The sequence below is a fragment of the Streptomyces sp. SM10 genome, assembly GCF_002910915.1.
Classification (GTDB): Bacteria; Actinomycetota; Actinomycetes; order Streptomycetales; family Streptomycetaceae; genus Streptomyces.
In genome coordinates, this window is record NZ_NEUF01000162.1 from 19,928 (window position 1) to 43,848 (window position 23,921).

The 23,921-nt window shown below is 69.6% G+C and carries 20 protein-coding genes and 6 pseudogenes; 10 read left to right on the top strand and 16 right to left on the bottom strand.

Features of this window, described 5'->3' with window-relative positions; genetic code table 11:
• Positions 1–73: 73 nt before the first annotated feature.
• The 4 genes and pseudogenes from B9S57_RS26830 to B9S57_RS36525 form a co-directional block, all read right to left on the bottom strand.
• Positions 74–1,633 (bottom strand): hypothetical protein, encoded by a 1,560-nt coding sequence (locus tag B9S57_RS26830; RefSeq protein WP_146057817.1) that lies wholly within the window; start codon positions 1,631–1,633, stop codon positions 74–76.
• 248 nt (positions 1,634–1,881) lie between these two features.
• Positions 1,882–1,953, bottom strand: a pseudogene (locus B9S57_RS36515) (DNA helicase); the annotation flags it as partial.
• 46 nt (positions 1,954–1,999) lie between these two features.
• Positions 2,000–2,154, bottom strand: a pseudogene (locus B9S57_RS36520) (transposase family protein); the annotation flags it as partial.
• A pseudogene (locus B9S57_RS36525) lies at positions 2,144–2,236 on the bottom strand (IS5/IS1182 family transposase); the annotation flags it as partial. The pseudogenes B9S57_RS36525 and B9S57_RS36520, both read right to left, overlap by 11 nt.
• A gap of 314 nt (positions 2,237–2,550) precedes the next feature.
• Here B9S57_RS36525 and B9S57_RS36530 point away from each other — a divergent pair.
• Positions 2,551–3,342, top strand: a pseudogene (locus B9S57_RS36530) (IS5 family transposase).
• 35 nt (positions 3,343–3,377) lie between these two features.
• Here B9S57_RS36530 and B9S57_RS35860 read toward each other — a convergent pair.
• Positions 3,378–3,758, bottom strand: coding sequence for a helix-turn-helix domain-containing protein (locus tag B9S57_RS35860; protein ID WP_234460772.1), 381 nt, complete (start codon positions 3,756–3,758; stop codon positions 3,378–3,380).
• A 236-nt stretch (positions 3,759–3,994) separates the two neighbouring features.
• Positions 3,995–4,144 carry a hypothetical protein gene (locus tag B9S57_RS34650; RefSeq protein ID WP_181011484.1) on the bottom strand — a complete coding sequence of 50 codons (150 nt, stop codon included), beginning with the start codon at positions 4,142–4,144 and terminating at the stop codon, positions 3,995–3,997.
• A gap of 312 nt (positions 4,145–4,456) precedes the next feature.
• On the opposite strand from B9S57_RS34650, the pseudogene B9S57_RS26850 reads away from it, so the two are divergent.
• The 3 genes and pseudogenes from B9S57_RS26850 to B9S57_RS35865 all read left to right on the top strand — a co-directional run.
• Positions 4,457–5,723: pseudogene (locus B9S57_RS26850) on the top strand (ATP-binding cassette domain-containing protein); the annotation flags it as partial.
• Positions 5,720–5,893, top strand: a complete 174-nt coding sequence (locus B9S57_RS34655; protein WP_181011487.1) for a hypothetical protein — start codon at positions 5,720–5,722, stop codon at positions 5,891–5,893. The pseudogene B9S57_RS26850 and the gene B9S57_RS34655, both read left to right, overlap by 4 nt.
• A gap of 7 nt (positions 5,894–5,900) precedes the next feature.
• Entirely contained in the window at positions 5,901–6,032 is a 132-nt protein-coding gene (locus tag B9S57_RS35865) for a hypothetical protein (RefSeq protein ID WP_258036634.1), read from the top strand.
• A gap of 605 nt (positions 6,033–6,637) precedes the next feature.
• On the opposite strand, the gene B9S57_RS26855 is transcribed toward B9S57_RS35865, so the two are convergent.
• From B9S57_RS26855 to B9S57_RS26870, 4 genes are all read right to left on the bottom strand, one after another.
• Complete coding sequence (locus B9S57_RS26855) at positions 6,638–8,167, bottom strand: UDP-N-acetylglucosamine 1-carboxyvinyltransferase (protein WP_103759801.1); 1,530 nt, start codon at positions 8,165–8,167, stop codon at positions 6,638–6,640.
• Between the two features lie 151 nt (positions 8,168–8,318).
• The gene (locus B9S57_RS26860) at positions 8,319–8,516 is read right to left on the bottom strand and encodes a DUF4236 domain-containing protein (RefSeq protein ID WP_103759802.1); all 198 of its coding nucleotides are present in this window, start codon (positions 8,514–8,516) and stop codon (positions 8,319–8,321) included.
• Positions 8,517–8,805: 289 nt separating this feature from the next.
• Positions 8,806–8,994 carry a hypothetical protein gene (locus tag B9S57_RS35870; RefSeq protein ID WP_103759803.1) on the bottom strand — a complete coding sequence of 63 codons (189 nt, stop codon included), beginning with the start codon at positions 8,992–8,994 and terminating at the stop codon, positions 8,806–8,808.
• A gap of 511 nt (positions 8,995–9,505) precedes the next feature.
• A complete protein-coding gene (locus B9S57_RS26870; RefSeq protein WP_103759810.1) occupies positions 9,506–9,721 on the bottom strand; it encodes a helix-turn-helix domain-containing protein in 216 nt (71 codons plus the stop codon).
• Between B9S57_RS26870 and B9S57_RS35875 the strand changes: the two genes are divergently transcribed.
• Positions 9,720–9,842, top strand: coding sequence for a hypothetical protein (locus tag B9S57_RS35875; protein WP_258036635.1), 123 nt, complete (start codon positions 9,720–9,722; stop codon positions 9,840–9,842). The genes B9S57_RS26870 and B9S57_RS35875 overlap by 2 nt on opposite strands.
• An 80-nt stretch (positions 9,843–9,922) precedes the next feature.
• On the opposite strand, the gene B9S57_RS26880 is transcribed toward B9S57_RS35875, so the two are convergent.
• Entirely contained in the window at positions 9,923–10,651 is a 729-nt protein-coding gene (locus B9S57_RS26880) for a GNAT family N-acetyltransferase (protein WP_103759804.1), read from the bottom strand.
• Positions 10,652–11,051: 400 nt separating this feature from the next.
• Here B9S57_RS26880 and acnA point away from each other — a divergent pair, with 400 nt between their 5' ends.
• The 5 genes and pseudogenes from acnA to B9S57_RS35880 all read left to right on the top strand — a co-directional run.
• Positions 11,052–13,766 (top strand): aconitate hydratase AcnA, encoded by a 2,715-nt coding sequence (acnA, locus tag B9S57_RS26885; RefSeq protein WP_103759805.1) that lies wholly within the window; start codon positions 11,052–11,054, stop codon positions 13,764–13,766.
• A gap of 68 nt (positions 13,767–13,834) precedes the next feature.
• The gene (locus tag B9S57_RS26890) at positions 13,835–15,064 is read left to right on the top strand and encodes an ROK family protein (RefSeq protein ID WP_103759806.1); all 1,230 of its coding nucleotides are present in this window, start codon (positions 13,835–13,837) and stop codon (positions 15,062–15,064) included.
• Between the two features lie 864 nt (positions 15,065–15,928).
• The gene (locus B9S57_RS26895) at positions 15,929–17,188 is read left to right on the top strand and encodes an alpha/beta hydrolase domain-containing protein (protein WP_219818596.1); all 1,260 of its coding nucleotides are present in this window, start codon (positions 15,929–15,931) and stop codon (positions 17,186–17,188) included.
• Positions 17,189–17,274: 86 nt separating this feature from the next.
• Entirely contained in the window at positions 17,275–17,673 is a 399-nt protein-coding gene (locus tag B9S57_RS26900; RefSeq protein WP_103759812.1) for a hypothetical protein, read from the top strand.
• Between the two features lie 172 nt (positions 17,674–17,845).
• A pseudogene (locus B9S57_RS35880) lies at positions 17,846–18,063 on the top strand (MFS transporter); the annotation flags it as partial.
• A 72-nt stretch (positions 18,064–18,135) separates the two neighbouring features.
• Here the strand turns inward: B9S57_RS35880 and B9S57_RS26910 are convergent.
• From B9S57_RS26910 to xylA, 5 genes are all read right to left on the bottom strand, one after another.
• Positions 18,136–19,515, bottom strand: coding sequence for a GH1 family beta-glucosidase (locus B9S57_RS26910; protein WP_103759807.1), 1,380 nt, complete (start codon positions 19,513–19,515; stop codon positions 18,136–18,138).
• A gap of 8 nt (positions 19,516–19,523) precedes the next feature.
• Positions 19,524–20,378 (bottom strand): carbohydrate ABC transporter permease, encoded by an 855-nt coding sequence (locus B9S57_RS26915; protein WP_103759813.1) that lies wholly within the window; start codon positions 20,376–20,378, stop codon positions 19,524–19,526.
• A gap of 5 nt (positions 20,379–20,383) precedes the next feature.
• A complete protein-coding gene (locus B9S57_RS26920) occupies positions 20,384–21,355 on the bottom strand; it encodes a carbohydrate ABC transporter permease (protein ID WP_103759808.1) in 972 nt (323 codons plus the stop codon).
• Between the two features lie 11 nt (positions 21,356–21,366).
• On the bottom strand, positions 21,367–22,629 hold the full coding sequence (locus B9S57_RS26925) for a sugar ABC transporter substrate-binding protein (protein ID WP_103759814.1): 1,263 nt from the start codon (positions 22,627–22,629) through the stop codon (positions 21,367–21,369).
• 150 nt (positions 22,630–22,779) lie between these two features.
• Positions 22,780–23,921 (bottom strand): xylose isomerase (gene xylA / locus B9S57_RS26930; protein WP_103515886.1); only part of this gene is annotated, 1,142 nt, incomplete at its 5' end.

A 23,921-nucleotide genomic window follows, 5' to 3' on the forward strand; every position in this document is an offset into this window, starting at 1 on the left:
ACCCCCTCGGAGTTCCTTCACCGAGGGTTGCCGATGCTCTTTGCTGGACGGCTGCTTCATGGTGCCTTTCACATCAGATCTGGTGGTCCGGACGCCGGGGCGCCGCGAGGAAGGTGTCAAGGAGGCCGGGAAGCGCCCGGTCTCTGACCGTCCGCAGTGCGTCTGCATCATCCAATGCCGTCCTGCGCACCAGGGGCGGCAGCACAGGCGCCAGGACGGCCAGCGGGGCAGCCGAGGGGGTCAGTACCCCGGGGTCGAGTGGCAGAACGAAGAAGCCGGACCAGTCATCGGCGCGGGTCGCCTCCTCGATGCGCTTCATTGCCCGGTTGAGTCGCGCGACTTCCGCACGCTCGGCCGATTCATCCGCGAGTCGACGGCTTGCTCGGCGCAACTCCCGGTAGCGGCTCTTCCAGTCTGGATGGTAGTGGGGCAGGCCCAGTTCGAGATACGGATTGCTCGGATGCTGTCGTTCGTTGCGTAGAGTCGACACGCGGGCGAGGATGAGGTCCCGGTTGGCGCGCCCTGCGGGGAAGTCCTCACCCACCGAAGCCAGCAGCTCTACGCAGCGTCCCAGGTCATCGCCTTGCAGGGCAACGTAGGCGTGCATGGTGTTGATCTCGCGCTTCATCTCAGCAGCCACCTCGACGTCCTGGAACCGCTCGAGTTGGGCTGCCGCCTTGGTGAAGTCTCTCCTCAGGATGAGCGTGTGGGCATAGCACAGTGCCCGGTACGCGTAGAACGGTCCGCGCGCCGGGTTGATCGGCACGGAGGGCTCCCACAGAGCGGCGAGCAAGCGCCACAGCGATCGGTCCTGCAGCATTCGCGTCGGCCAATTTCCGCTCAAGGCACCCCCCTTGACGGCACGCAGTTCGAGCACTGCGTCGCGTGTGAGATTCGCCTCAAGCTCATCCAGCACGGCGCTGTCGCCCTCGCCGGCCCGGCGCAGCAGGTCGTAGCATCCGCCCGGTGTGAGTTCCTCGACCCGACCCGCGAGAAAGGCGTGATGTTCGACCGCCTCCCTCCAGCCCAGCGCCCGCGCCTGCATCTCCTCGACTGCTTCCGGCTCGAGCCTGGCCCTGAGGTAGGCGCGCTCGTCGTCATCGGCGTCGGGGCGGTATCGCCAAGGCGCATAAGCGGCTGTCACCCGCCCCAGGTCGATGAGTTCGTCGAGAACGGCCAGGGGTGCCCAGTGAACGATCCGCTGCATTGTCCGGTCGCTGAGTTCACCGAGGTCGCCGGAGCACAGTGCCGCGTGCAGCGCGAACGCACCCGCCGGATCCTCGCTCAGAGAGGGGCGCACGGCTACAGCCAGCGGCGGGCAGGACGGGTCGACGAGAGCCTCCAACCGCTGCGTACCCAGCGGTGAAAGCCAAGGCAGATGCGCCGCATGGATGGCGAGCAGGGTCTGCGCGACGTGCTCGGGTGATGCCTCACAGAGCAGGGCGTGGACGGCTCCGACCAGTTGAGGAGTCGGTTCACCTTCGAGATTTGTCCGTACGACGACCCGTGCGGCAGCCACCGTGGCATCAGCGTCGGAATCGCCCGGAACTGCCTTCAACAAATCGGTTAGGAGGCGCTCCACCCGCTGGACCGCCTCGGCGCCGAACACCCCGGCCCGACGCCAGGCGCGCACGCGGAAACCTGAGGGACGGTCCCCCTGCCCGGCCTCCCGGGCTGCCTGTCGCCTGGTCTCCTTGCCCTCTTGCCAAGCGGCCATGGCCTCGGCACGCGTCGTTCCCATAGCGCCCTTGTCACCCCTCCCCGGTCGCACACCACATCCACCCCGATGAACGACATTTCGGAGACCGTCCAGGTTGCAGTGACGTCAGTCACATTGAGGGTTTCGATGGCGTGCTGCTCGCGGCGCGGCGGCCGCTGCCCGGGCAGGTACGGGCTCGGCTTCCCGTGCCAACTGATGCGCAGGGTGTCGCGGGCGCGGGTCGCCGCGGCAAAAGCCGGGAGCGGGCCTTGAGCTCCTCGCGGGCCAGATGCGGGTGCGGCCGATCCGGTTGGTGCTGCATCGGGCCCTTGGAAGATCCGCCATTGTTTGAGGCGGGCGAAGGCGCGCTCGCCCGGCGCCCGCAGGCGGGCATGGTCCTTGTTGAACTGTTTGTACTGCTTGGGCAGTTCACGCCCCTTGTAGGGGGTGCGCATTGCGCAGGTGGGCCAGGGTGAGCAGGGCCTGCTGGAAGCAACCCAGTCGTCGCTGGCGGGAGTTCAGTTCACGCCTTCGGGCGTGGATGAGCCAGGAGACGTACGACCTCGTGCGGGGCGTCGAGCATGGCACGATACGGGACCAACGAGGCTCCTCGGGCGAAGCGTGGGTGCGTAGAGAACACCACCGCAACGACCATGGAGCTTCGCCTCGTCACAGACCCCGCCCTGCAACCGTCATCACCCCCACGGCCCAGGATGAGAAGAGCTCAGTGAGCGCTCAGTGGTCTCCGCAACGGCATAGAGCTCGTAACGCGATCTTGTTGAAGTGTCCTGGTTGGGCGTTACCGGTGTGACGATTCGGCCGTTCGTGAGGGTGTGGGTACTCGACCGTGGATCGTGGACGATGAGTTGTGGCGTTGATCGAGCCGTTGCTGCCGCCGTGGCCGGAGCGGTCACCGGGGCCTCGGCCGGTGTCGGACCGGCTCTGTCTGCAGGGCATCTTGTTCGTCCTCTGCAACGACATCGCCTGGCAACTGCTGCCGCTGGAGCTGGGGTTCGGCTCAGGGAAGACGTGCTGGCGTCGCCTGGACCGATGGCAGAAGACAGGGGTCTTCGACCGGCTGCACCGGATCCTGCTCGCCGAACTGAACGCGGCGGGCAAACTCGACTGGTCACGCGCGTGCGTGGATGGCTCCCACATCCGCGCCAAAAAAAGGGGGACCCGACACCGGTCCGTCGCCGGTCGACTGGCGGAAGACGGGCAGCAAACACCACCTGATCTGCGACGGACGCGGCACCCCACTCAAAGTCATCACCACCGCGGCCAACGTCAACGACGTCACTGAGACTCTTGCCCTGGTCGACGGCATCCCGCCCGTCGCGGGCCGCCCCGGCCGGCACCGGCGACGACCGACAGTCCTGCTCGGCGACAAGGGCTACGACTCCAACCCCAACCGCGACGAGCTGCGTCACCGACGGATCCTGCCCGCCATCTCGCGCAAGGGATCACCGAACATCAAGGGCCTGGGCAAGCTCCGCTACGTCGTCGAGCAGACCATTGCCCTGCTCCACCACTTCAAGCGCCTCGCTGTCCGATGGGAGCGCCGGACCGAACTCCACGACGCCTTCGTCTCCCTCGCCTGCGGCTTGATCTGCTGGAGACCACTCAAGAAGGCCCGATCATGATCGTGTTAGGAGCTCTTCGGAACGAGTCCATGACATCACAAGGCCCCTGGGTCGTACATGTGCGCGTCGACCGTCAGATCTTGAGCCTCACGTCGATCAGCCGGAGCGGCTGTTGGCAACCCAGTGATCTCGTCGCAGTAGGCGAGCGAGGCGGTCAGACCTCGCAGTCGGCCCTCGGCCCGAGCGTCGCTCGCGCCCACGAGGTGGACGACGCGACCGAGGATGATCGCTGTCGTCGCGCCTCGGTGGCTGCGGCGACGAGCGCCCCGCCGCTGAATGCGAGGCCGAGCTCGGCGGCGCTTCGAGACGGTGACGGCGCTGCGGCCGGTCTCCCGGGCGATCTGGTTTCGGGACTTGCCCTCGACGTGCAGGCGGCGGACCGTCTCGCGGTCGGCGTCGGTGATCGGGTCGGCCACGGGGTCACCTCCCGGGCGCGCGAACGCCCCGCCACCGGGGGATGGTGGCGGGGCGAAGATCAGCGGATTGTTTCCGGGCACGCCGGAGGATCCACCCACATTGGGTCACGTAACAATAACGACGCAAGTGATCTCTGGCGTGCTGTGCAGGACGCGCCGCCTGCCGCAGATCACGGCGCAATAACGTTGTTACCTCACGCATGTGATGCAGCATTGCCCGCTCGGCGTGGTCGCACCTAGAGCAATCCGGTGACCCGTGCGGCGATCAGCAGTGCTACGGCCGTCGCGGCGGCGAAGACGCCGGCGCCCAGCAGGAAGACGAGCCGCAGTGTGCCGTCGCCGCTTTGGAGCGCCTCGCGAATTACCCGCCCCCAATGGTTCTTCATTTAATTCATCCCTCCAGGAAGTTCACGCACGAGTACAGACCTAAAGATTTACTTAGTCAAACTAAATAATGTAAGGTCAAGTAAGATCTGAAGGTCCTGCTCTGTGGTGAATTTTCGCGCCAACTGGGGAGCGGCGGGGTCGGATTGGCCACAGTGTTATCAAGTCGTGATGGTGGGGGGCCGGTGATCGGGGCCCCCCACCTACGCCTACGCCGCTGCGGTGATGTCTACGCCGAGCGCGGCGATCAGCTCGGGCAGGTCGTCCCAGTCCCACACCCGTGCTCGCGCCGTGCTGTCGAAGGGGACGGGGGCGGTGCACCCGCGCCCGCCCGAGCAGGTCACGCTCGGCGGCCCGCCGGGGGCGGCGGCCGGTTCGACTCCGTCGCCAACTGTGCCGTCAATCTCGTCATGGCGCTGCCCGCCATGGTCGTCCTGCTGGCCTCCCGCGTCATCCTCGGCCCCAACGTCTGGGTCCTGATGACCGTGCTCGGCGTCCTGGTGGCACCCAACTTCTTCCGCCTGATGCGCGGCATCGTCGCCAACGTGCGGGGCGAGCTGTACGTGGACGCCGCGAAGGTCTCGGGGCTGTCCGACGCCCGAATCGTCGCCCGGCACGTACTGACCGTCGTGCGCGGCCCCATCATCATCCAGGTGGCGCTCGTCGCCGCCATCGCCATTGCACTCCAGGCCGGTCTCGAATTCCTTGGCGTCGGCAGCGGATCGACGGCCACCTGGGGCGCCATGCTCAACGAGGCGTTCCAGAACATCCAGCACGCACCCCTGCTCATCCTGTGGCCGGGGCTCGCCCTCACCAACTGCGCGCTCGTTCTCATGGCCGGGGCCGTGCGGGACGCGCTGGAGGAACATCCCCCGACCGCGGTCCGCCCGCCGCAGGCGCCCGCCCCTGCGGCGGCCGCAGTCCCGGAGGTTTCCGCCTGGCCGGAAACGCCCCGTGGGGCTCTTCTCTCCGTGCGCAGCCTCGCCGTCGCCTACGCACAGCCCGACGGCACAAATCGTCGGACTCGTCGGCGAATCCGGCTCGGGCAAGAGCCAGACCGCGTTCTCGATCCTCGGCATCCTGCCCGAGAGCGGCCGCGCCACGCACGGCAGCATCACGGTCAATGGCCGGGAGGCGGTCGGCATGAGCGAACGCGACCACCGCGCCCTGCGCGGCAAGACCGTCGGGTACGCCCCGCAGGAACCCATGAGCAATCTCGACCCCGCGTTCACCATCGGCAGCCAGCTCATGGAACCCCTCCGCCACCACCTCGGGCTCACCCGCAAGGAAGCCACCGCCCGTGCCCTGGAACTCCTGCGCCTCGTGGAGATTCCCGAGCCGGAACGCACCCTGCGCCTCTACCCGCACGAGATCTCCGGTGGCATGGCCCAGCGCGTCCTCATCGCTGGCGCGATGTCCTGCGACTCCGAACTCCTGATCGCGGACGAACCGACCACCGCACTCGACGTACGGGTCCAGGCGGAGGTGCTCGGCCTGCTGCGCCTGCTCGATGCCGTACTCGACGATGCCCCCACCCGCGCCCCCTGGCAACACCGAGCAGCAAGGACCGCCACCGCATGAGCACCCAGGAAAACGCCGGTCCGACGGACGACCTGCTCGCCGTTCGGGACCTGCGGGTCTCCTTCCCCGGCAAGGGATGGCGCGCCCCGGACACCGAAGTCCTCAAGGGCGTCGACCTCACCGTCCGGCCGGGTGAAACCCTCGGCCTGGTCGGTGAGTCGGGCTCGTAGGAGTGGCTTGCACCCCGAAATGCCCGTCGCCATGGCCGACGGCATCACCAAGCAGATCCAGCACATCCGCCTCGGCGGCCGCGTCCTTGCAACCGACACCAGAACGGGACTCGCGGGGGCGCAGCCGTACGACACCTGATCGTGGGGGACGGGGCCAAGAGCCTCACGCGTCTCACCATCGACACCGACGGGGATCGTGGCAACGTGAGAGATTGGCGGCATTGACCGGGTCAAGGCCCGGTGCCGGCATCGACACCCCCACCGGACTGACGCACATCGCCGCGCGGGAGTACGACCAGGCCAACGGTCGCTTCATCAGCGCAGGTCCGTTGCTGACACGGCGCCCGTCTACGGCAGAGGACCCGCACCCGCGTGTGCGGGTCCTCTTCTGCGTGGCTTGGTGGTCAGCCGGAGGACTCGGATGCGCGGCCGGACCCAGGCTCGCGAGGCCGGAGACGTCGGGGCAGATGGCGGTTCACCTCGTCGACCAGACGTGGTGGGCGTGACACGGCCGACATCGGACGTTGCGAGGCCACTTCGGCGACAACCCTCCGTGAAGGCTGACGGGTACTCAGGCTTCCCTGACGTACCGTCAATCATTCAAGATCATCTTGCACGTGCGTTGCACAAGGTGCTGAAAAACAACAGTGATCAGTGGAGGGCTGTGAAGGTAGGTATCCGCAGGTCAGCTGGCATGTTTAGGTGCCGTGCCCCTTGCCTCCAAGGGGCACAACACCCCGCCCGTCAGATGTCCCGGAAGATCTCGATCTGCGCCCCCACCGAGTTCAGCCGCTCCGCCAGCTCCTCGTAGCCGCGGTTGATGACGTAGACGTTGCGCAGCACCGACGTGCCCTCGGCCGCCATCATCGCCAGCAGCACGACCACGGCCGGGCGCAGGGCAGGCGGGCACATCATCTCGGCGGCGCGCCAGCGGGTCGGGCCCTCGACCAGGACGCGGTGCGGGTCCAGGAGCTGGAGCCGGCCGCCCAGGCGGTTGAGGTCGGTGAGGTAGATGGCGCGGTTGTCGTAGACCCAGTCGTGGATCAGGGTCTGGCCGTGCGCGGAGGCGGCGATCGCCGCGAAGAACGGCACGTTGTCGATGTTCAGGCCCGGGAAGGGCATCGGGTGGATCTTGTCGATGGGTGCCTCGAGTTTGGAGGGCCGGACCGTCAGGTCCACCAGCCGGGTGCGGCCGTTGTCGGCGGCGTACTCCGCCGTGCGGTCGCAGTCGACGCCCATCTCCTCCAGGACCGCGAGCTCGATCTCCAGGAATTCGATCGGGACGCGACGGATCGTCAGCTCGGACTCCGTCACCACGGCGGCGGCCAGCAGGCTCATCGCCTCGACCGGGTCCTCGGAGGGGGAGTAGTCGACGTCCACGTCGATCTCCGGCACCCCGTGCACCGTCAGGGTCGTCGTGCCGACGCCGTCGACGCGTACGCCGAGCGCCTCCAGGAAGAAGCACAGGTCCTGGACCATGTAGTTGGAGGACGCGTTGCGGATGACCGTCGTGCCGTCGTGGCGGGCGGCGGCCAGCAGGGCGTTCTCGGTCACCGTGTCGCCGCGTTCGGTCAGGACGATGGGGCGGCCGGGCCTGATCCCGCGGTCGACCTGTGCGTGGTAGAGCCCGTCGGTCGCCGCGATCTCCAGGCCGAAGCGGCGCAAGGCGATCATGTGCGGCTCGATCGTGCGCGTGCCGAGGTCGCAGCCGCCGGCATACGGCAGGGTGAAGCGGTCCAGCCGGTGCAGCAGCGGGCCGAGGAACATGATGATGGAGCGGGTCCGGCGCGCGGCGTCCGCATCGATGGCCTCCAGCTCCAGCTGGGCGGGCGGCAGGATCTCGAGGTCGACGCCGTCGTTGATCCAGCGGGTGCGGACACCGATGGAGTTGAGGACCTCCAGCAGCCGGAAGACCTCCTCGATACGGGCGACCCGGCGCAGGACGGTGCGGCCCTTGTTGAGCAGGGAGCCGCAGAGCAGCGCGACGCAGGCGTTCTTGCTCGTCTTGACGTCGATGGAGCCGGAGAGCCGGCGCCCGCCGACCACCCGCAGATGCATGGGGCCCGAATACCCGAGCGACACGATCTCGCTGTCGAGGGCTTCACCGATACGGGCGATCATCTCAAGGCTGATGTTCTGGTTGCCGCGCTCGATGCGGTTGACGGCGCTCTGGCTCGTGGCGAGCGCCTCGGCGAGCTGACTCTGTGTCCAGCCACGGTGCTGGCGGGCGTCACGGATGAGCTTGCCGATGCGTGCGAGGTAGTCGTCTTCCATGCCTGCACGCTATCTCAGATATGAGATGAAGATCGCGGTGGGGTGTGCGGTTCGGGTGACCGTCGTGTGCCGGACCGCAGGGCGGGCGCCCGATTCGAGCATCGGACGTGCCCCACGGCCCGGCGTGCCGGACTGCGCCGAACGGGTGGGCTCAGCTCCGGCGGCGACGCGTCGTCTTCCGCCAGCCGAAGGGCCCCGGCAGGTCCATGGACGTGGTGCGCCGGCCGGTGCTGCTGTGGGTGCGCTTCGGGCCGTGCCGTCCACCCGTCGTGACGGACCACGAGCGGCGGTTGATGTTCAGCCGGACGCCCGGAAGGATCTGGAAGCTCTTGCGGAATGTGAGCGGCATCTGTGCCTCCTCTGTCACGGGTGCGGGTATCCCGAAGCGGCCCGCTCATGCGTGTCCGGCGTCCGGCGTCACGCCCCGGCGTCACACCCTCGGCCGGGCCGCCTCCTCCAGCAGCTCCAGGGCATGGCGGTAGGGGCGGGCCCGTCGCCCGGGTCATCCCCATCTCGCAGGTCCGGTTGCACGAGGCGTGCGCCGCGTACTGTCCGGCCACGACCTCCGCCGCCTGGGCGGCGGTGGCCGAGGCGCTCAGTTCGGGGTGCAGCAGCCCGCGGCCACCGGCGAAGGCGCATCAGCCCCAGCTGTCGGGCACGTCCGCGGTGTCGGCGACCGCCCGGCCGGGCGCGACCAGGGCGTCGCCGCTCCCCAGGTGGACGGTCGAGCACGTCGGGTGCAGCGCCAGGGAGGCCAGCCTGCGCGGCTCGGGGAGACGGGGCAGCAGCGTGTCCACGGCGAACCGCACGCTGTCCGTGTACTCCATCGGCGCGTACCGTCCGCGTGCCTCGCAGGGGAGTGCGTCGAGCAGGTGCGTCAGGCCGTGCGTGCAGGACGAGGCGACAACACGTACCTCCGAGGAGTGAGACTCACCGCTGGGTAGATGTCGGGGCATGGGGCATGGATGAGGAACGCCGGGTCTCCGGGGGGCGAGGGGCACGACATGCGGCGGAGAATTCCGCCGTTTCGATGCCGACCGGTGGAGATTGACTTCGCACTGAGGGTCGGGACCACCCCTGTTCACGTTTCGGTCAGCTGTCCCGTCGGGCGGTGAGGCGGCCCGCGGGGGGCTCCATGGTGGTCCCACCGGACCTCCGTCGGCCGTGGATGGGGTGCTCGGCGAGGCGAAGTCGCGCGGTTCGCGGTTGAGTTGACCGGGACTCGGTGGCCGGATGGGTGGGACGGCGGATCACGCGGGGGCAGGACGAAGATCTCCTGAAGTCGCCGGCTCCGCCGTGCCGGGGGAGCCGGAGCGTGACACGGTCAGGCTGGTCTGCTCACCTGATGCCGAGCGCCAGGACGAAGTCCACCCGGTCGTGCAGGGTGGCCAGGCTGTGCCCCGTGAGCTGTTCGACGCGCTGGAGGCGGTAGCGCAGGGTGTTGACGTGGACGTGCAGGTGCTCCGCGCACCGCTGCCAGGACCCGGACGCGCACGCCCTCGGCGAGGACGAGCTCCTCGCTCTGCCCGGCGCCGACGAGGAGAACCCGACCATGGCCCTGCCCTGCCGTACCGTCCTCGCCGCGGGACAGCGCACCGTCGAGGTCTCCGGACCGTACCTGCACGCCGCCGCCGCGGCCGTCCACGAGGGCTTCTGGACGGGGGCCGACGCATGAGCTCCCGTCACCCCCGCACGCTGATCCGCAACGGCTCCCGGCGGCCGCGTCCGTTCCTGGGTCGGCCTGGAGCACCTCTTCTACTGCTCCGAGGATGCGTTCAAGGCGGCGGCGGCGCTGGCCGACGAATGCCCGGCCCGGGCTTCCCGGCCCGGGTCCGGCCCCCGCAGGGCGTTGGTCAGCGGCGCCGCCACGCGCCACCCCGTCGCCTCGTACAGGGCGCGGCCCGCCGTCGTCGACGCCAGCAGGCCCACCGTGGCGCCCCGTTCGGCGGCGGTTCCGGTGAGGGTGTTCATGACCGCGCGGCCGAGCCCGCGGCGCCGGTGGGCCGGGTGGGTCTCGACCCTGTCGACGACGGCCGCGGTGCCGTCGATCGAGACCTGGCCGTGTGCGGCGGTGGTGCCGTCGGGGTCGTGCACCCGTGCGTGGGCGACGCCGGAGCGGGTCCAGGTACGGAGCCGGTAACCAGTGGGGAGCGGCGGTGGTGTGCGGACGGCGTCGTGACGCAAGGCGGTGGACATGAGGAAACCGGGCGTGCCGGTGAGGGCCCAGCCCGGCGCGATCCAGGAGGCGAGCGACTCGGCCGGCACGAATGCCTTGAGCCTGACGCCGGGGACGGTGGCGCTCGCGGTGAGCGCCCGTACGTTCGCCTCGTCCGCGGAGGGCAGGATGTGGCTCACGGGGTGGCCGGGGAGTCCGATCGTCACCGTGAAGCCCCAGGGCTTCGAGCTCGGTTCGCCGGCGCCGCGCGAGAGGGCCCAGCCGTGGACCCACGCCCGCACGGCCTCGGAGGTGGTGGTGAACAACATGCGAGCCTTCTCTGGGCGGAGGGTGGTCGGTGAGCCGCTGCCTCTCCGGGCACCGGGGAGTGCTGCGCACGGTGATCACGCGTCACGCTCGGGCGCACCGGTCCGCCCGCACCGCCGAGGACGGCCCCTCCGGATCCGGACGGGATCCGTCCGGACCTGGTTCGTGGCCGTGCGTCATCGCGGAGTGGCACCGGACACGGACTCCCGGGCATGACCGCGCGGCGGCGATGTACTAGAGTTATCTCGACATCGAGATATCTGCCGAAGCGCACCGCAGCCGCCGCTCGGTAAGGGTTACCTAACTAATCCTTACCTTAGCGGATGGTGGGGGCCGCAGGCGGCGCCGGCCGCACATGAGGCGCGGCGCGGTTGAACGCGCACATTGAAGAAGGAGACTGTCGTGTCGGCGAACAGCTTCGACGCCCGCAGCACGCTGCGCGTGGGCGACGAGTCGTACGAGATCTTCAAGCTGGACAAGGTCGAGGGCTCCGCGCGCCTCCCTTACAGCCTGAAGGTGCTGCTGGAGAACCTGCTCCGCACCGAGGACGGCGCGAACATCACCGCCGACCACATCCGGGCGCTGGGTGGATGGGACTCGCAGGCTCAGCCCAGCCAGGAGATCCAGTTCACTCCGGCTCGCGTGATCATGCAGGACTTCACGGGTGTTCCGTGCGTCGTGGACCTCGCCACCATGCGTGAGGCCGTCAAGGAGCTCGGCGGTGACCCGGCGAAGATCAACCCGCTGGCCCCGGCCGAGCTGGTCATCGACCACTCCGTCATCGCCGACAAGTTCGGCACCAACGACGCGTTCGCGCAGAACGTCGAGCTGGAGTACGGCCGCAACAAGGAGCGCTACCAGTTCCTGCGCTGGGGCCAGACCGCCTTCGACGAGTTCAAGGTCGTCCCCCCGGGCACCGGCATCGTCCACCAGGTCAACATCGAGCACCTGGCCCGCACGGTCATGGTCCGCGGTGGCCAGGCCTACCCCGACACCCTCGTCGGCACCGACTCGCACACCACCATGGTCAACGGCCTCGGTGTGCTGGGCTGGGGCGTCGGCGGCATCGAGGCCGAGGCGGCGATGCTCGGCCAGCCGGTCTCCATGCTCATCCCGCGCGTCGTCGGCTTCAAGCTGACCGGCGAGCTCCCGGCCGGCACCACCGCCACCGACCTCGTGCTGACCATCACCGAGATGCTCCGCAAGCACGGCGTCGTCGGCAAGTTCGTCGAGTTCTACGGTGAGGGCGTCGCCGCCACCTCCCTCGCGAACCGCGCCACCATCGGCAACATGTCGCCCGAGTTCGGCTCCACCGCCGCGATCTTCCCGATCGACGACGAGACGCTGAAGTACCTGCGTCTGACCGGCCGCGACGCCCAGCAGGTGGCGCTCGTCGAGGCGTACGCCAAGGAGCAGGGCCTCTGGCTCGACCCGGCGGCCGAGCCCGACTTCTCCGAGAAGCTGGAGCTCGACCTCTCCACGGTCGTCCCCTCCATCGCCGGCCCGAAGCGCCCGCAGGACCGCATCGTCCTCGCGAACGCCAAGGCGCAGTTCGCCCAGGACGTGCGCAACTACGTCTCGGACGACGAGGAGGCGGGCAAGGAGTCCTTCCCGGCCTCCGACTCCCCGGCCGCCTCCAACGGCGTCCCCTCGAACCCGGTCACCGTCACGGCCCCCGACGGCACGACGTACGAGCTGGACCACGGCGCCGTCACCGTCGCCGCGATCACCTCGTGCACCAACACCTCGAACCCGTACGTCATGGTCGCCGCGGCGCTCGTGGCGAAGAAGGCCGTCGAGAAGGGCCTGACCCGCAAGCCGTGGGTCAAGACCACCCTCGCCCCGGGCTCGAAGGTCGTCACCGACTACTTCGACAAGGCGGGCCTGACCCCGTACCTCGACAAGGTCGGCTTCAACCTCGTCGGCTACGGCTGCACCACCTGCATCGGCAACTCCGGCCCGCTCCCGGACGAGGTCTCCAAGGCCGTCAACGACCACGACCTGGCCGTCACCTCGGTGCTCTCCGGCAACCGCAACTTCGAGGGCCGGATCAACCCCGACGTCAAGATGAACTACCTGGCGTCCCCGCCGCTGGTCGTCGCGTACGCCATCGCCGGTTCGATGAAGGTCGACATCACCAAGGAGGCCCTCGGCGTCGACCAGGACGGCAAGCCCGTCTTCCTCGAGGACATCTGGCCCTCCGAGGCCGAGGTCAACGACGTCGTCGCCAACTCCATCGGCGAGGACATGTTCAACAAGTCCTACCAGGACGTCTTCGCGGGCGACGCCCAGTGGCAGGCGCTGCCGATCCCGACCGGCAACACCTTCGAGTGGGACTCCGAGTCCACCTACGTGCGCAAGCCCCCGTACTTCGAGGGCATGCAGATGGACACGACCCCGGTCGAGGACATCACCGGCGCCCGGGTGCTCGCCAAGCTCGGCGACTCGGTCACCACCGACCACATCTCCCCGGCCGGTGCGATCAAGGCCGACACGCCGGCCGGCAAGTACCTCACGGAGCACGGCATCGAGCGCCGTGACTTCAACTCCTACGGTTCGCGCCGTGGTAACCACGAGGTCATGATCCGCGGTACGTTCGCCAACATCCGCCTGCGCAACCAGATCGCGCCGGGCACCGAGGGCGGCTTCACCCGCGACTTCACGAAGAGCGACGCCCCGGTGTCGTTCATCTACGACGCCTCGCGGAACTACCAGGCCGCGGGCACCCCGCTCGTCATCCTGGCGGGCAAGGAGTACGGCTCCGGCTCGTCCCGCGACTGGGCAGCCAAGGGCACCGCGCTCCTGGGCGTCAAGGCCGTCATCGCCGAGTCCTACGAGCGCATCCACCGCTCGAACCTCATCGGCATGGGCGTCCTCCCGCTCCAGTTCCCGGAGGGGCAGACCGCCGAGTCCCTCGGCCTCACCGGCGAGGAGACCTTCTCCTTCACCGGCGTGACCGAGCTGAACGACGGCACCACGCCGCGCACGGTCAAGGTCACCACCGACACGGGCGTCGAGTTCGACGGCGTCGTCCGCATCGACACCCCCGGCGAGGCGGACTACTACCGCAACGGCGGCATCCTGCAGTACGTGCTCCGCAGCCTGATCCGCAGCTGACGGATCCGGTAGGCAGTAAGGGCCGCACCCATGGGGTGCGGCCCTTCGCCGTTAGGCTCGAGGGTCTGATGAAGAACAATCTCGCCTCTCCCGCGGCCAAGGCCGGGCACGAGTCCGTGCGGCGTCACAACCTCAGCCTGGTCCTGCGGACCGTCCGTGACGAGGGTGAGGTCACCCGGGCCAGGGTGGCGAGCCTCGTGGGGCTCACCAGGGCAGCCGTCTCCTCCCTCGTCGAGGAACTCCTCGCCGTCGGCTGCCTCAGTGAGTCCGGCAAGACCTCCAGCGGATCCGCCGGACGCCCCGGCACCGTCCTGAAGCTCGCGCGGACGGGCCCCGCCGGACTCGGCGTGGAGATCAACATCGACTACGTCTCCGTCTGCGCCGTCGACCTCACCGGCACCGACCGTGTCCGCGTCACCGAGCACACCGACCACCGCGACGTCCCGCCCGCCGACGTCCTGGCCCACGCGGCCCGGCTCACCAACCGCGTCATCGCCTCCACCCAGGAACAGGAACTACGGGTGGTCGGCGTGGAGTTGGCACTGCCCGGCCTGGTCTCCGGCGGCGTCGTCCGACAGGCACCCAACCTCGGCTGGAGCAGGGTCGCGGCCGAGGGCATCTTCGGGCAGGCGCTGAGCACCCTGCGCCCCGCCGGGCGGGCCCTGGCCGTCGGCTCCGACAACGAGGCCAACCTGGCGGCCCTGGCCGAGCTGTGGTTCGGCGGTCTCGGTGGCGTACGCACCTTCCTCTACGTCACGGGTGAGATCGGCGTGGGCGGCGCGCTCGTGGTGAACGGCGAGATGCTGCGGGGTGCCCACGGCTTCGCCGGCGAGATCGGCCACGTCGTCGTCGACCCGCGGGGCCCGCTCTGCCGGTGCGGCGCGCACGGCTGCCTGGAGCAGTACGCAGGCCGCGCAGCCCTCCTGCGGGCGGCCGGCATCGACCCGGACACCGGGGTGCGCGGGATCGCCGAGCTGGAACAGCGCGCCGCGGCCGGCCAGGAGCGGGTCGTGTCGGCGCTGAGCGAGGCGGGGGACCGACTCGGCGTGGTCCTGGCCGGCGCGGTCAACCTGTTCGACCCGGAGGCGGTCGTCCTCGGCGGGCTGTACCGCACCCTGATCCCCTGGCTGGAGAAGTCCGCCGACGCCCAGCTCACGGCCCGGGTCGTCTCCGGCCGCTGGCACGAGAACGGCAGCCGGCTGCGGGCGTCCTCCGTCTCCGGCGACGCGGCGCGGGGCGCGGCGGCCCGGGTGATGTACGAGGTGATGGAGAACCCGGCGGCGTACGCCCTGAGGTGACCCGGCCGAGTGCAGGTGCACGCGCGGCGTCGGGTGCCCTTCGCCGGCGGGGTGTGGACGGCGACCGGCCGGTCGAGGGCGACCTTCGGCCCGGCCGGTTGCCGGGCCGATCCACTCCGACTGCTCGGGGCGCTCGCGGGGTGGACCGCTACCGGTGTCACACCTGCGGCCGCCGATTGCGGCGGGGACGACCGCGGGTGAATCGGGATCGAACGGATGTCGGCGAACAGGTTGATCTCGGGCCAGGGGCAGGAGCCGATTCCTGATCGTTCCTCATCGCCCGACGCCTCACCTCTCAGGTCCGGAACCCGGACCCGGATGCGCATGGTCATCACAAAGCCCAGGGCGCCTTGGCTCGTCCACGGCGAGTGTCTCCCTTCCCCGCCCCGCGATGTCTGCCATTGTGGCCGCGTCCGGCGGGCCACCAGAGGCCATGACCGTTTCGAAGATCTGCCGGTACATGCCGCCCAACGCCTTCTGGTCCAGGTCGTCGTGCCACTCGACGGCCGCTCGTCGTAGCCCGGGCGCCCGGCGCGAGAGCAACTGGCCCCGCTGTCCGGTTCCCGCTGCCCGTCGCCGACCGCCCTGGCTTCGACGACCGTCTGCCGCGCCACGTGGCCGGTGGTTTCGCCGGTGCGTGGCCGCCGACTTGCCGGGACCGTCGTGGGTGAGGGCGGGCGCACGGCCCGCCGCCGGGAGAGAGGCACACTCATGGTCCTGTGGCGCACACCCTTACGGCTGGCAGCGGTCTCCCTGGCCACCGTTCTTCTGGGCGCGGGCGCGGGCGCGGGCGCGGGCGCGACGGCGACGGCGGTCCCTGCGGGGACTCCCGGCCCGGCGCCCCGGGCGGGGACACCGGCGGCGGTGCACGGCCCGGTAGCCGGTTCCGTGCCCGGCGACCCGAAGGCGGCGGACCCGGCCGGCACCTACCCCTGGCTCTCCGCACCCGGTCTCGCCGGGGCGGGATACGTCGAGGAGGAGTTCTACCTGACGGGCGACGCCGATGCGTACGGACCCACCGGGGAACGGCTCGCGGACGACGTCCCGTACACGACCCGCGTCGTCGTACGGCGGCCGGGCAGCCCGGCCCGGTTCAACGGCACGGTGCTGACGGAGTGGCAGAACGTCAGCGGTGGCTACGACCTGGACGCTCTCTGGGCGCCCGACCAGATCATGCGCGCCGGGTACGCCTGGGTGGGCGTCTCCGCCCAGCGCGTCGGTGTGGACCAGCTCCGCGAGTGGAGCCCCGCCCGCTACGGAGGGCTCGACGTGACGGGCCAGGGACGCTTCACCGCCGACGAGATGTCCTACGACGTCTACGCGCAAGCGGCCGCCGCCCTGCGGGCGGGGACGGGCAAGGTGCTCGGCCCGCTCCGGGCGCGCACGCTGCTGGGCATCGGCGCGTCGCAGTCGGCCGGCCGGATGACGGTCTACTACGACCACGTACTGCCGCAGACCGAGCCGGTGTTCGACGGCTACGGCTTCGTCGTCGGCTCCGCACCCGGCCGCAGGGGCGGCGAGCCGGTCTTCCACGTGCTCTCGGAGACCGATGTCCGCGCCCCCGTCCGGCGGGCCGACGACGAGGGCTACCGGCGCTGGGAGGTGGCCGGCGCCGCGCACTCCGGCCGGTTCGGCCAGGCCTACCGTGAACCGCTGCTCACCCGTGACCTCGGTTCCGCGCCCACGTTCTCCTGCGACAGGCCGCCGTACAGCGACGTGCCGCTGCACCACGTGATCGCGGCCGCCTACGCGCACCTGGAACGCTGGGTCGAGCGCGGTGTGCTTCCTCCGGCCGCGCCGCCGCTGGAGTTCGCCGCGGACGGTACCAAGGCCCGGGACGCCGACGGGCTGGCCCGGGGCGGCATCAGACTCCCGCAGGTCGAGGCCCCCACGGCCCTGAACACCGGGGACAACACCGGGGAGACCTTCTGCGTGCTGTTCGGGACGCACCTGCCCTTCACCGGCGAACAGCTGAACCGGCTGTACCCCTCGCACACCCGCTATGTCGCCCGGGTCGCGGCGGCGGGCGCCTCCGCGGTGCGTGAAGGTCACCTCCTGCCCGCCGACGCGGCCGCCGACGTCCGGGACGCGGCGTCCTCGAACGTGGGCCGGGACCGGGGGTGAGCCTGGTGGGCGCACAGGCCGAGGAGTCGCGTACACACAGTCAGGTCCCGGGTGACCGTGGCCCTGTGTCGGCGCTCTGCGGCATGATGACCGCCGTGGACACCGAGATACTGGTAGACGTCTGGCAGCGGCTTCTCGCCGACCCCCGCAAGTCCTGGGTGCTGTTCGAGCACGGCACGTGTGTCGTCCTGACCGCTCCGGACGGAGAGCTCGCTGAGCAGGCCACCGAGCTACTGAAGCAGTTCGGCCCGGCGCGTGCCGGATCCTCGGCAGGAGACTTCGGGGTGATCCACCCCAAGGACGTCGAGGGGTGGGTTGTCACCGGGCATCACAACGACATCCTCACCTATGTCGGCCCTGATGAGCCCCGTGATCAGTCGGAGATCGCCGTCGGCGTGCTCGGACGGTCCAAACGTCATCGGGACGGCACCGAACTGGGCGTCCTCCACGTCGAGGACAGGCGAGCTCGGGCGGACCTGGCGTAAGGCCCCGAGTGCCACCGGCCGTGATCGCCCCGCGCGTATCGGTTCAGGTCCCCCGGCTTCGGTGACCAGCCGTGTGGAGGTCTCGTCGTGGTGAGCGACGGCCTTCGCGAGGACAGGTGTGGGACCTGGAGGAGGTGGTGGTACATCTCGGAATCGGTCTGATGACGGCCGGAACGACGCCCTCATCCAGAACGCGGCGGACCCGGCCTGTCTCGGCCGGGTCACCTCCGTCGTCATGCTCACCATGGTCGGTCTTGCCCCCCTCGGCTACCCGCTGGTCGGCGCTGCCATCGGTGCCTGGGGAGCTGCCCCGTGTTTGTCGCCGGCGCCGTCCTCGCGAGCCCGGGCGTGGCGATCGCCCTGGCCTCCGAAGCGGTGCGGCAGGCCGAACGGTCCGGACACGCCGACGGGGGCGTACGCGCCGCTGCTGCGCGCGTACGCCCCCGACGGGGAATCTGCCGGTCAGCCCCGGTGCGCCGTGATCAGCTGCTGATACCAGCGGTAGCTGTCCTTCGGGGTGCGCTCCAGGGTGTCGTAGTCGACCCGGATGATCCCGAACCGCTTCGCATAGCCCAGCGCCCACTCAAAGTTGTCCAGCAGGGACCACACGTAGTAGCCGCGCACGTCGACACCCGCGTCCATGGCCGCGCGCAGCGCCGTCAGGTGCGTGCGCAGGTACTCCACCCGGTCCGCGTCGTGGATCGAGCCGTCCGCCTCCACGCTGTCGAACTCCGCCGAGCCGTTCTCCGTGATGTGCACGGGCGGCAGGGCGTCGCCGTACGTCTGCTTGAGCGCGGTCAGCAGGTCCGTGAACGACTCCGGGACGACCGGCCAGCCCATCGCCGTACGCCGTACGTCCGGGTACTGGCCCTCCGCGTACCGGTTGTCCGTGGCCACGCGCAGCGCCGGGTCCGCCTCGCGGTGCGGGGCGGCGGCGACGACGATCGGGCGGTAGTAGTTGATGCCCAGGAAGTCCATCGGCCGGGAGATCAGCTCCAGATCGCCGTCGCGGCGGAAGTCCTGGCCCGTGATCAGCTCGCCCCAGGTCTCCTCCTCGGTGGCCGGGTAGCGGCCACCGAGGAGCGGATCGGTCCACACCAGGTTGTGCTGGGTGTCCGCGCGGACGACCGCCGCGAGGTCGGCGTCCGACTCGGTCGCCGGGACGTTGCGGTCCAGGTTGAGGGTGATGCCCGCCTCGCGGACACCGGCCGCGCGCAGTGCGTTCATCGCGTGGCCGTGGCCGACCAGCAGGTGGTGCGCGGCGGCCAGCGCCCCGCGGCCCTCCTGGGCGCCCGGTGCGTGACGGCCGACCGAGTAGCCGAGGAACGCGCTGCACCAGGGTTCGTTCAGGGTGATCCAGCGCGGCACGCGGTCGCCCAGGTGCTCGGCCATGATCGCGGTGTACTCGCCGAAGCGCTCCGCCGTCTCCCGGACCCGCCAGCCGCCCTTGTCCTCCAGGGCCTGCGGCAGGTCCCAGTGGTAGAGGGTGGCGGCCGGCTCGATCCCCGCCTCCAGGAGCGAGTCGACGAGCCGGGAGTAGAAGTCCAGCCCCTTCGGGTTGACAGCCCCGCTGCCCGTGGCCTGGATCCGGGACCAGGCGATCGAGAATCGGTACGACTCCACGCCCAGGTCGCGCAGGAGCGCGACGTCCTCCGGGTAGCGGTGGTAGTGGTCGCAGGCGACGTCGCCCGTGTCGCCGCCGTCCGTCCTGCCGGGCGTGTGGCTGTAGGTGTCCCAGATGGACGGGCCGCGGCCGTCTTCCTCCACGGCGCCCTCGATCTGGTACGAGGCCGTGGCCGCGCCGAAGACGAATCCGGGCGGGAAGACCGGGAAGTCAGTCATGGAAACCCTTACTTGACCGAGCCGCCGGTGATCCCGGCGGCGATGTACTTCTGGGACAGGACGAGGAGGACCGCCGCGGGCACCGCGGAGAGCACGCTGGCCGCCATGACCGATCCCCAGTCACCGACGTGCGCGCCGATGTACTGGTAGATGCCGAGCGTGATCGGCTTGACGTCGTCGGTCGTGTTCAGCGTGAGCGCGAACATGAAGTCGCTCCACGCGTAGAGGAACGAGAACAGCCCGGCGGTGATCAGCGAGTTGCGGCTCATCGGCAGGACGACCTGGACGAACGTACGGATGCGGCCCGCGCCGTCGACCTCGGCGGCCTCGATGACCTCGCGCGGGATCGACACCATGAACGAACGCATCAGCACGATCGCGAAGGGGATGCCCAGCGAGGCGTCCGCCAGCATCAGGCCGAAGTAGGAGTTGACCAGGCCGAGGTCCACGTACGCGCTGTACAGGGCGTTGGCGATGACGATGCCCGGCACCATCTGGGTGATCAGGGTGCCGAAGACGATCGTCTTGCTGCCGCGCAGCTTGAACTGCGCCAGGCCGTACGCCGCCGGCGCGGAGATCGCCAGGCAGATGGCCACGGCGCCGAGCGCCACGGCCAGCGAGGTCAGCAGGTTGCCGCCCTGTTCCGTGATCGCCGAGGTGAAGCCGGAGAAGTCCACACCCGTCGGGACCGGGCCCACGTCGACGAGGCCCGCGTCCGGCTGCAGCGCGGTGTTGATCATCCAGTACAGCGGGAACAGCATGACCGCGAGGACGACGACGCCGAAGACGGTCGCACCCCAGCGACGCCCCGGCCGGTGGACCGCGGGAGCCGGGGCGGCGGGGATCTGGGTGGTGGTCGCCATGCCGGTCACTTCCCCTCGTTGCGGTTGACCCGCAGGTAGAACACCGCGAAGACGGCGGAGATCAGGATCAGGATGTTGCCGACCACGGCACCGGCCCCGAAGTCCATCTGGACGAAGGAGTTCTGGTACGTGAGCGTGCCGAGCGTCTGCGTGGAGTCGGCGGGGCCGCCGTCGGTGAGGGCGAGGACCAGGTCGAGGATCTTGACCGTCGACATGAAGCCGAGCACCAGCACCACGGTGATGACGGGCTTGAGCATCGGCAGGGTCACCGAGCGGAACGTGCGCCAGGCCGAGGCGCCGTCGAGCGCTGCTGCCTCGTTCAGTTCCTTGGGGACCTCCTGGAGGCCGCCGTAGAGGATCACCATGTTGAACGGGATGCCGATCCAGATGTTCACCAGGATCACCGAGATCAGCGCCATGCCCGTGCTCGTCAGCCACGGCGTGTCAACGGGCAGGCCGACCGTGCCCAGGAAGGAGTTGAGGACACCGGTGTCCTGGTCGAAGATGCGGCGCCACACGATGCCGGAGACGACCATCGGGACCAGCCACGGCAGCAGGATCAGCGACCGCAGGATGCCGTTCAGCGGGAAGCGGCGGGTGAAGAAGACGGCGAGTGCCAGACCGATGCAGAACTGGCCGACGAGCGACCCGACGGTGAAGAGGATCGTCTGCCACAGGGCCTTGCCGAACAGCCCGTCGCTGAAGACGTTGTTCCAGTTGTCCAGGCCGTTGAACGGCGCCTCGCCGGTGAAGAACGTGGACGGCGAGTAGTCCTGGAAGCTCATGACGATGTTGCGGACGAGCGGGTAGCCGAAGAACAGCGCCATGAAGATCACGGCGGGGGCGATGAACCCCCACTGGGCGAGCGTCCTGCGCCGCTTGGCGCTCCGCGGGTTCACGGGCTTCCTGACCGCACGGGCCGCGGGGGCCTTCGGGTCGGCCGGCGGCGCGGCGGCCGAGGCAGTGGTGGATGACATGGTTCGTTACCTCAGTTCCCGCTCGTGACCTGCTGCTGGGCACGCTTCAGCGCGGCCTCGCTGGACTCGCCGGTGAGCGCGGACTGGAAGGCGCTCTGCAGGGCGAGGGAGACCGATGACCACTGGGCGCCCACCTTCGCGGTACGCGAACGGGCGGTGGCGACCTGGTCGGCCAGCGCCGCCAGTTCCGGGGTCTTCTTCCGCCAGATGTCGGCCGCCTTGGTGTTGGCCGGGACCATCCAGCTGTTGATGGCGTAGGAGATCTCCTCCTGCTCACCCGACATACAGCCGATGATCTTGGCGGACATCTTCTCGCGCTCGGTGTCACCGGTGTTGGGCACGGTGAGCACACCGCCGCCCAGTGGACCGACCGAGTCGTCGCCCGCCTCGGGGACGGGGATCTCGGCGATGCCCCAGTCGAGCCCCTTCTTGGAGTTCAGGGTCTCGACCTGCCACGGACCGTTGATCATCATGGCCGCGTTGCCGGCCATGAACTGGTCGTTCACGTCGGCCTGGGTCCAGTTGACCGTGGACTTGGAGAGCGAACCGTCCTTCAGCAGGCCCTTCCAGTAGTCCAGGGCGCCCGCGACCTCGGGGGTGTCGAGCTTGGACTCGTCACCGCCGTTGGACCACATGAACGGCGTGAACTGGAAGACGCCGTCCTCCGCGCCGCCCGCGCTGAGCGCCAGGCCGTACCGCTTGCCCTGGGTCAGCTTCTTGGCGGTCGACTGCATCTCGGCCCAGGTGGTGGGGACCTTCAGGCCGGCCTTGTCGAGCGTGTCCTTGTTGTAGAACAGCGCCAGGGTGTTCACCGTGCGCGCGGCCCCGTAGTACTCCCCGTCGAACGAACCGAAGTCGACGATCCCCTCGGGGATGTCCGTCGTGGTCAGCCCGAGGTCCTTGAGCGGTATCAGCCCGCCCGCCTCGGCGAACGTCGGCATCTCGGAGGCGTCCAGCTGGAGGACGTCCGGCAGCGACTTCGATGACGCCATGCGCAGCGCCTTCGTCATCAGCTGCGCCGCCGGCACGCTCTGCTGCTCGATGGTGACCCCGAGCTCCTTGCTGCAGCGCTTGAGGGTGTCACCGTCCCAGCGGTGGTACGACTCGTCGGTCGAGGAGTTCATGACGGTGTAGACGTCCTCGTCCCGCTGCTGGCCGCACCCCGACAGAACGGTGCCGGCGACGATCGCGGAGACGACGGTGAAGGGGACGACGATCCGCCTGGTGCGGCGGCTGCGAGGTCGTATCCGTCCGTCCGGGGAGGGTTCTGTCACGGTGGTGCCCTTGCGGTGGGAGGGGATGCCGGGCCGTGCCCATGGGAACGCTCCCACGGGCTGGTGGTCAAGACCCTGCGCGGATCCGGCGGTGTCACGGCAGGGAGGTCCGGGGCGCCCGGTGGTGGGCCGGGTGCCCCGGGGGGTGGGTCAGCGGACGCCGAGGAGGTGTTCCATGGCGAGCTGGTCGAGGGCTTCGAAGGCCATGGAGCGCTCCGCTGCGGCGGTGGCGTCGAAGTTCTCGTAGGCGGACCGGTCGGCGAGGAGGCTCTTGAGGCCGTCGTCGGCGGTGGGCTGGGCGAGTTCGTCCAGGCGGGAGGCGGTCAGGGCCTGCTGGACGGCGGGGTCGGCGCGGAAGGCGAGGGCGCGTTCCTTGAGGATGAGGTAGTTGCGCATGCAGTTCTTCGCGGATTCCCAGACGCCGTCGATGCCGTCGGTGCGTACGGGCTTGAAGTCGAAGTGGAGGGATCCGGTGTAGTCGGAGGTCTCCAGGAGGTCGACGAGCCAGAAGGCCTGGCGCAGGTCGCCGGCGCCGAAGCGGAAGTCCTGGTCGTACTTGATGCCGGACTGTCCGTTGAGGTCGATGTGGAAGAGCTTGCCGGCCCACAGGGCCTGGGCGATGCCGTGGGGGAAGTTCAGCCCGGCCATCTGCTCGTGGCCGGTCTCCGGGTTCACGCCGACCATCTCGGGGCGCTCGAGGCGCTCGATGAAGGCCAGGGCGTGGCCGATCGTGGGCAGGAGGATGTCGCCGCGGGGCTCGTTGGGCTTGGGCTCGATCGCGAAGCGCAGGTCGTAGCCCTGCTCGGTGACGTAGTCGCCCAGCAGGTCGAAGGCTTCCTTCATCCGGTCCAGGGCGATACGGACGTCCTTCGCGCCGCCGGACTCGGCGCCCTCGCGGCCGCCCCAGGCGACGTAGGTGGTCGCGCCGAGCTCGGCGGCCAGGTCGATGTTGCGCATGACCTTGCGCAGCGCGAAACGGCGTACGTCGCGGTCGTTCGCGGTGAACCCGCCGTCCTTGAAGACCGGGTGGGTGAACAGGTTCGTGGTGGCCATCGGGACCTTCATCCCGGTGCGGGACAGGGCGTCCTTGAACCGGCCGATCAGCCGGGCGCGCTCCGTCTCGGAGGACCCGAACGGGATCAGGTCGTCGTCGTGGAACGTCACCCCGTGCGCACCGAGCTCCGCGAGCCGCTCGACCGACTCGACCGGGTCCAGCGCGGGACGTGTCGGCTCACCGAACGGGTCGTTGCCACGCCAGCCCACGGTCCACAGACCGAACGTGAACCTGTCCG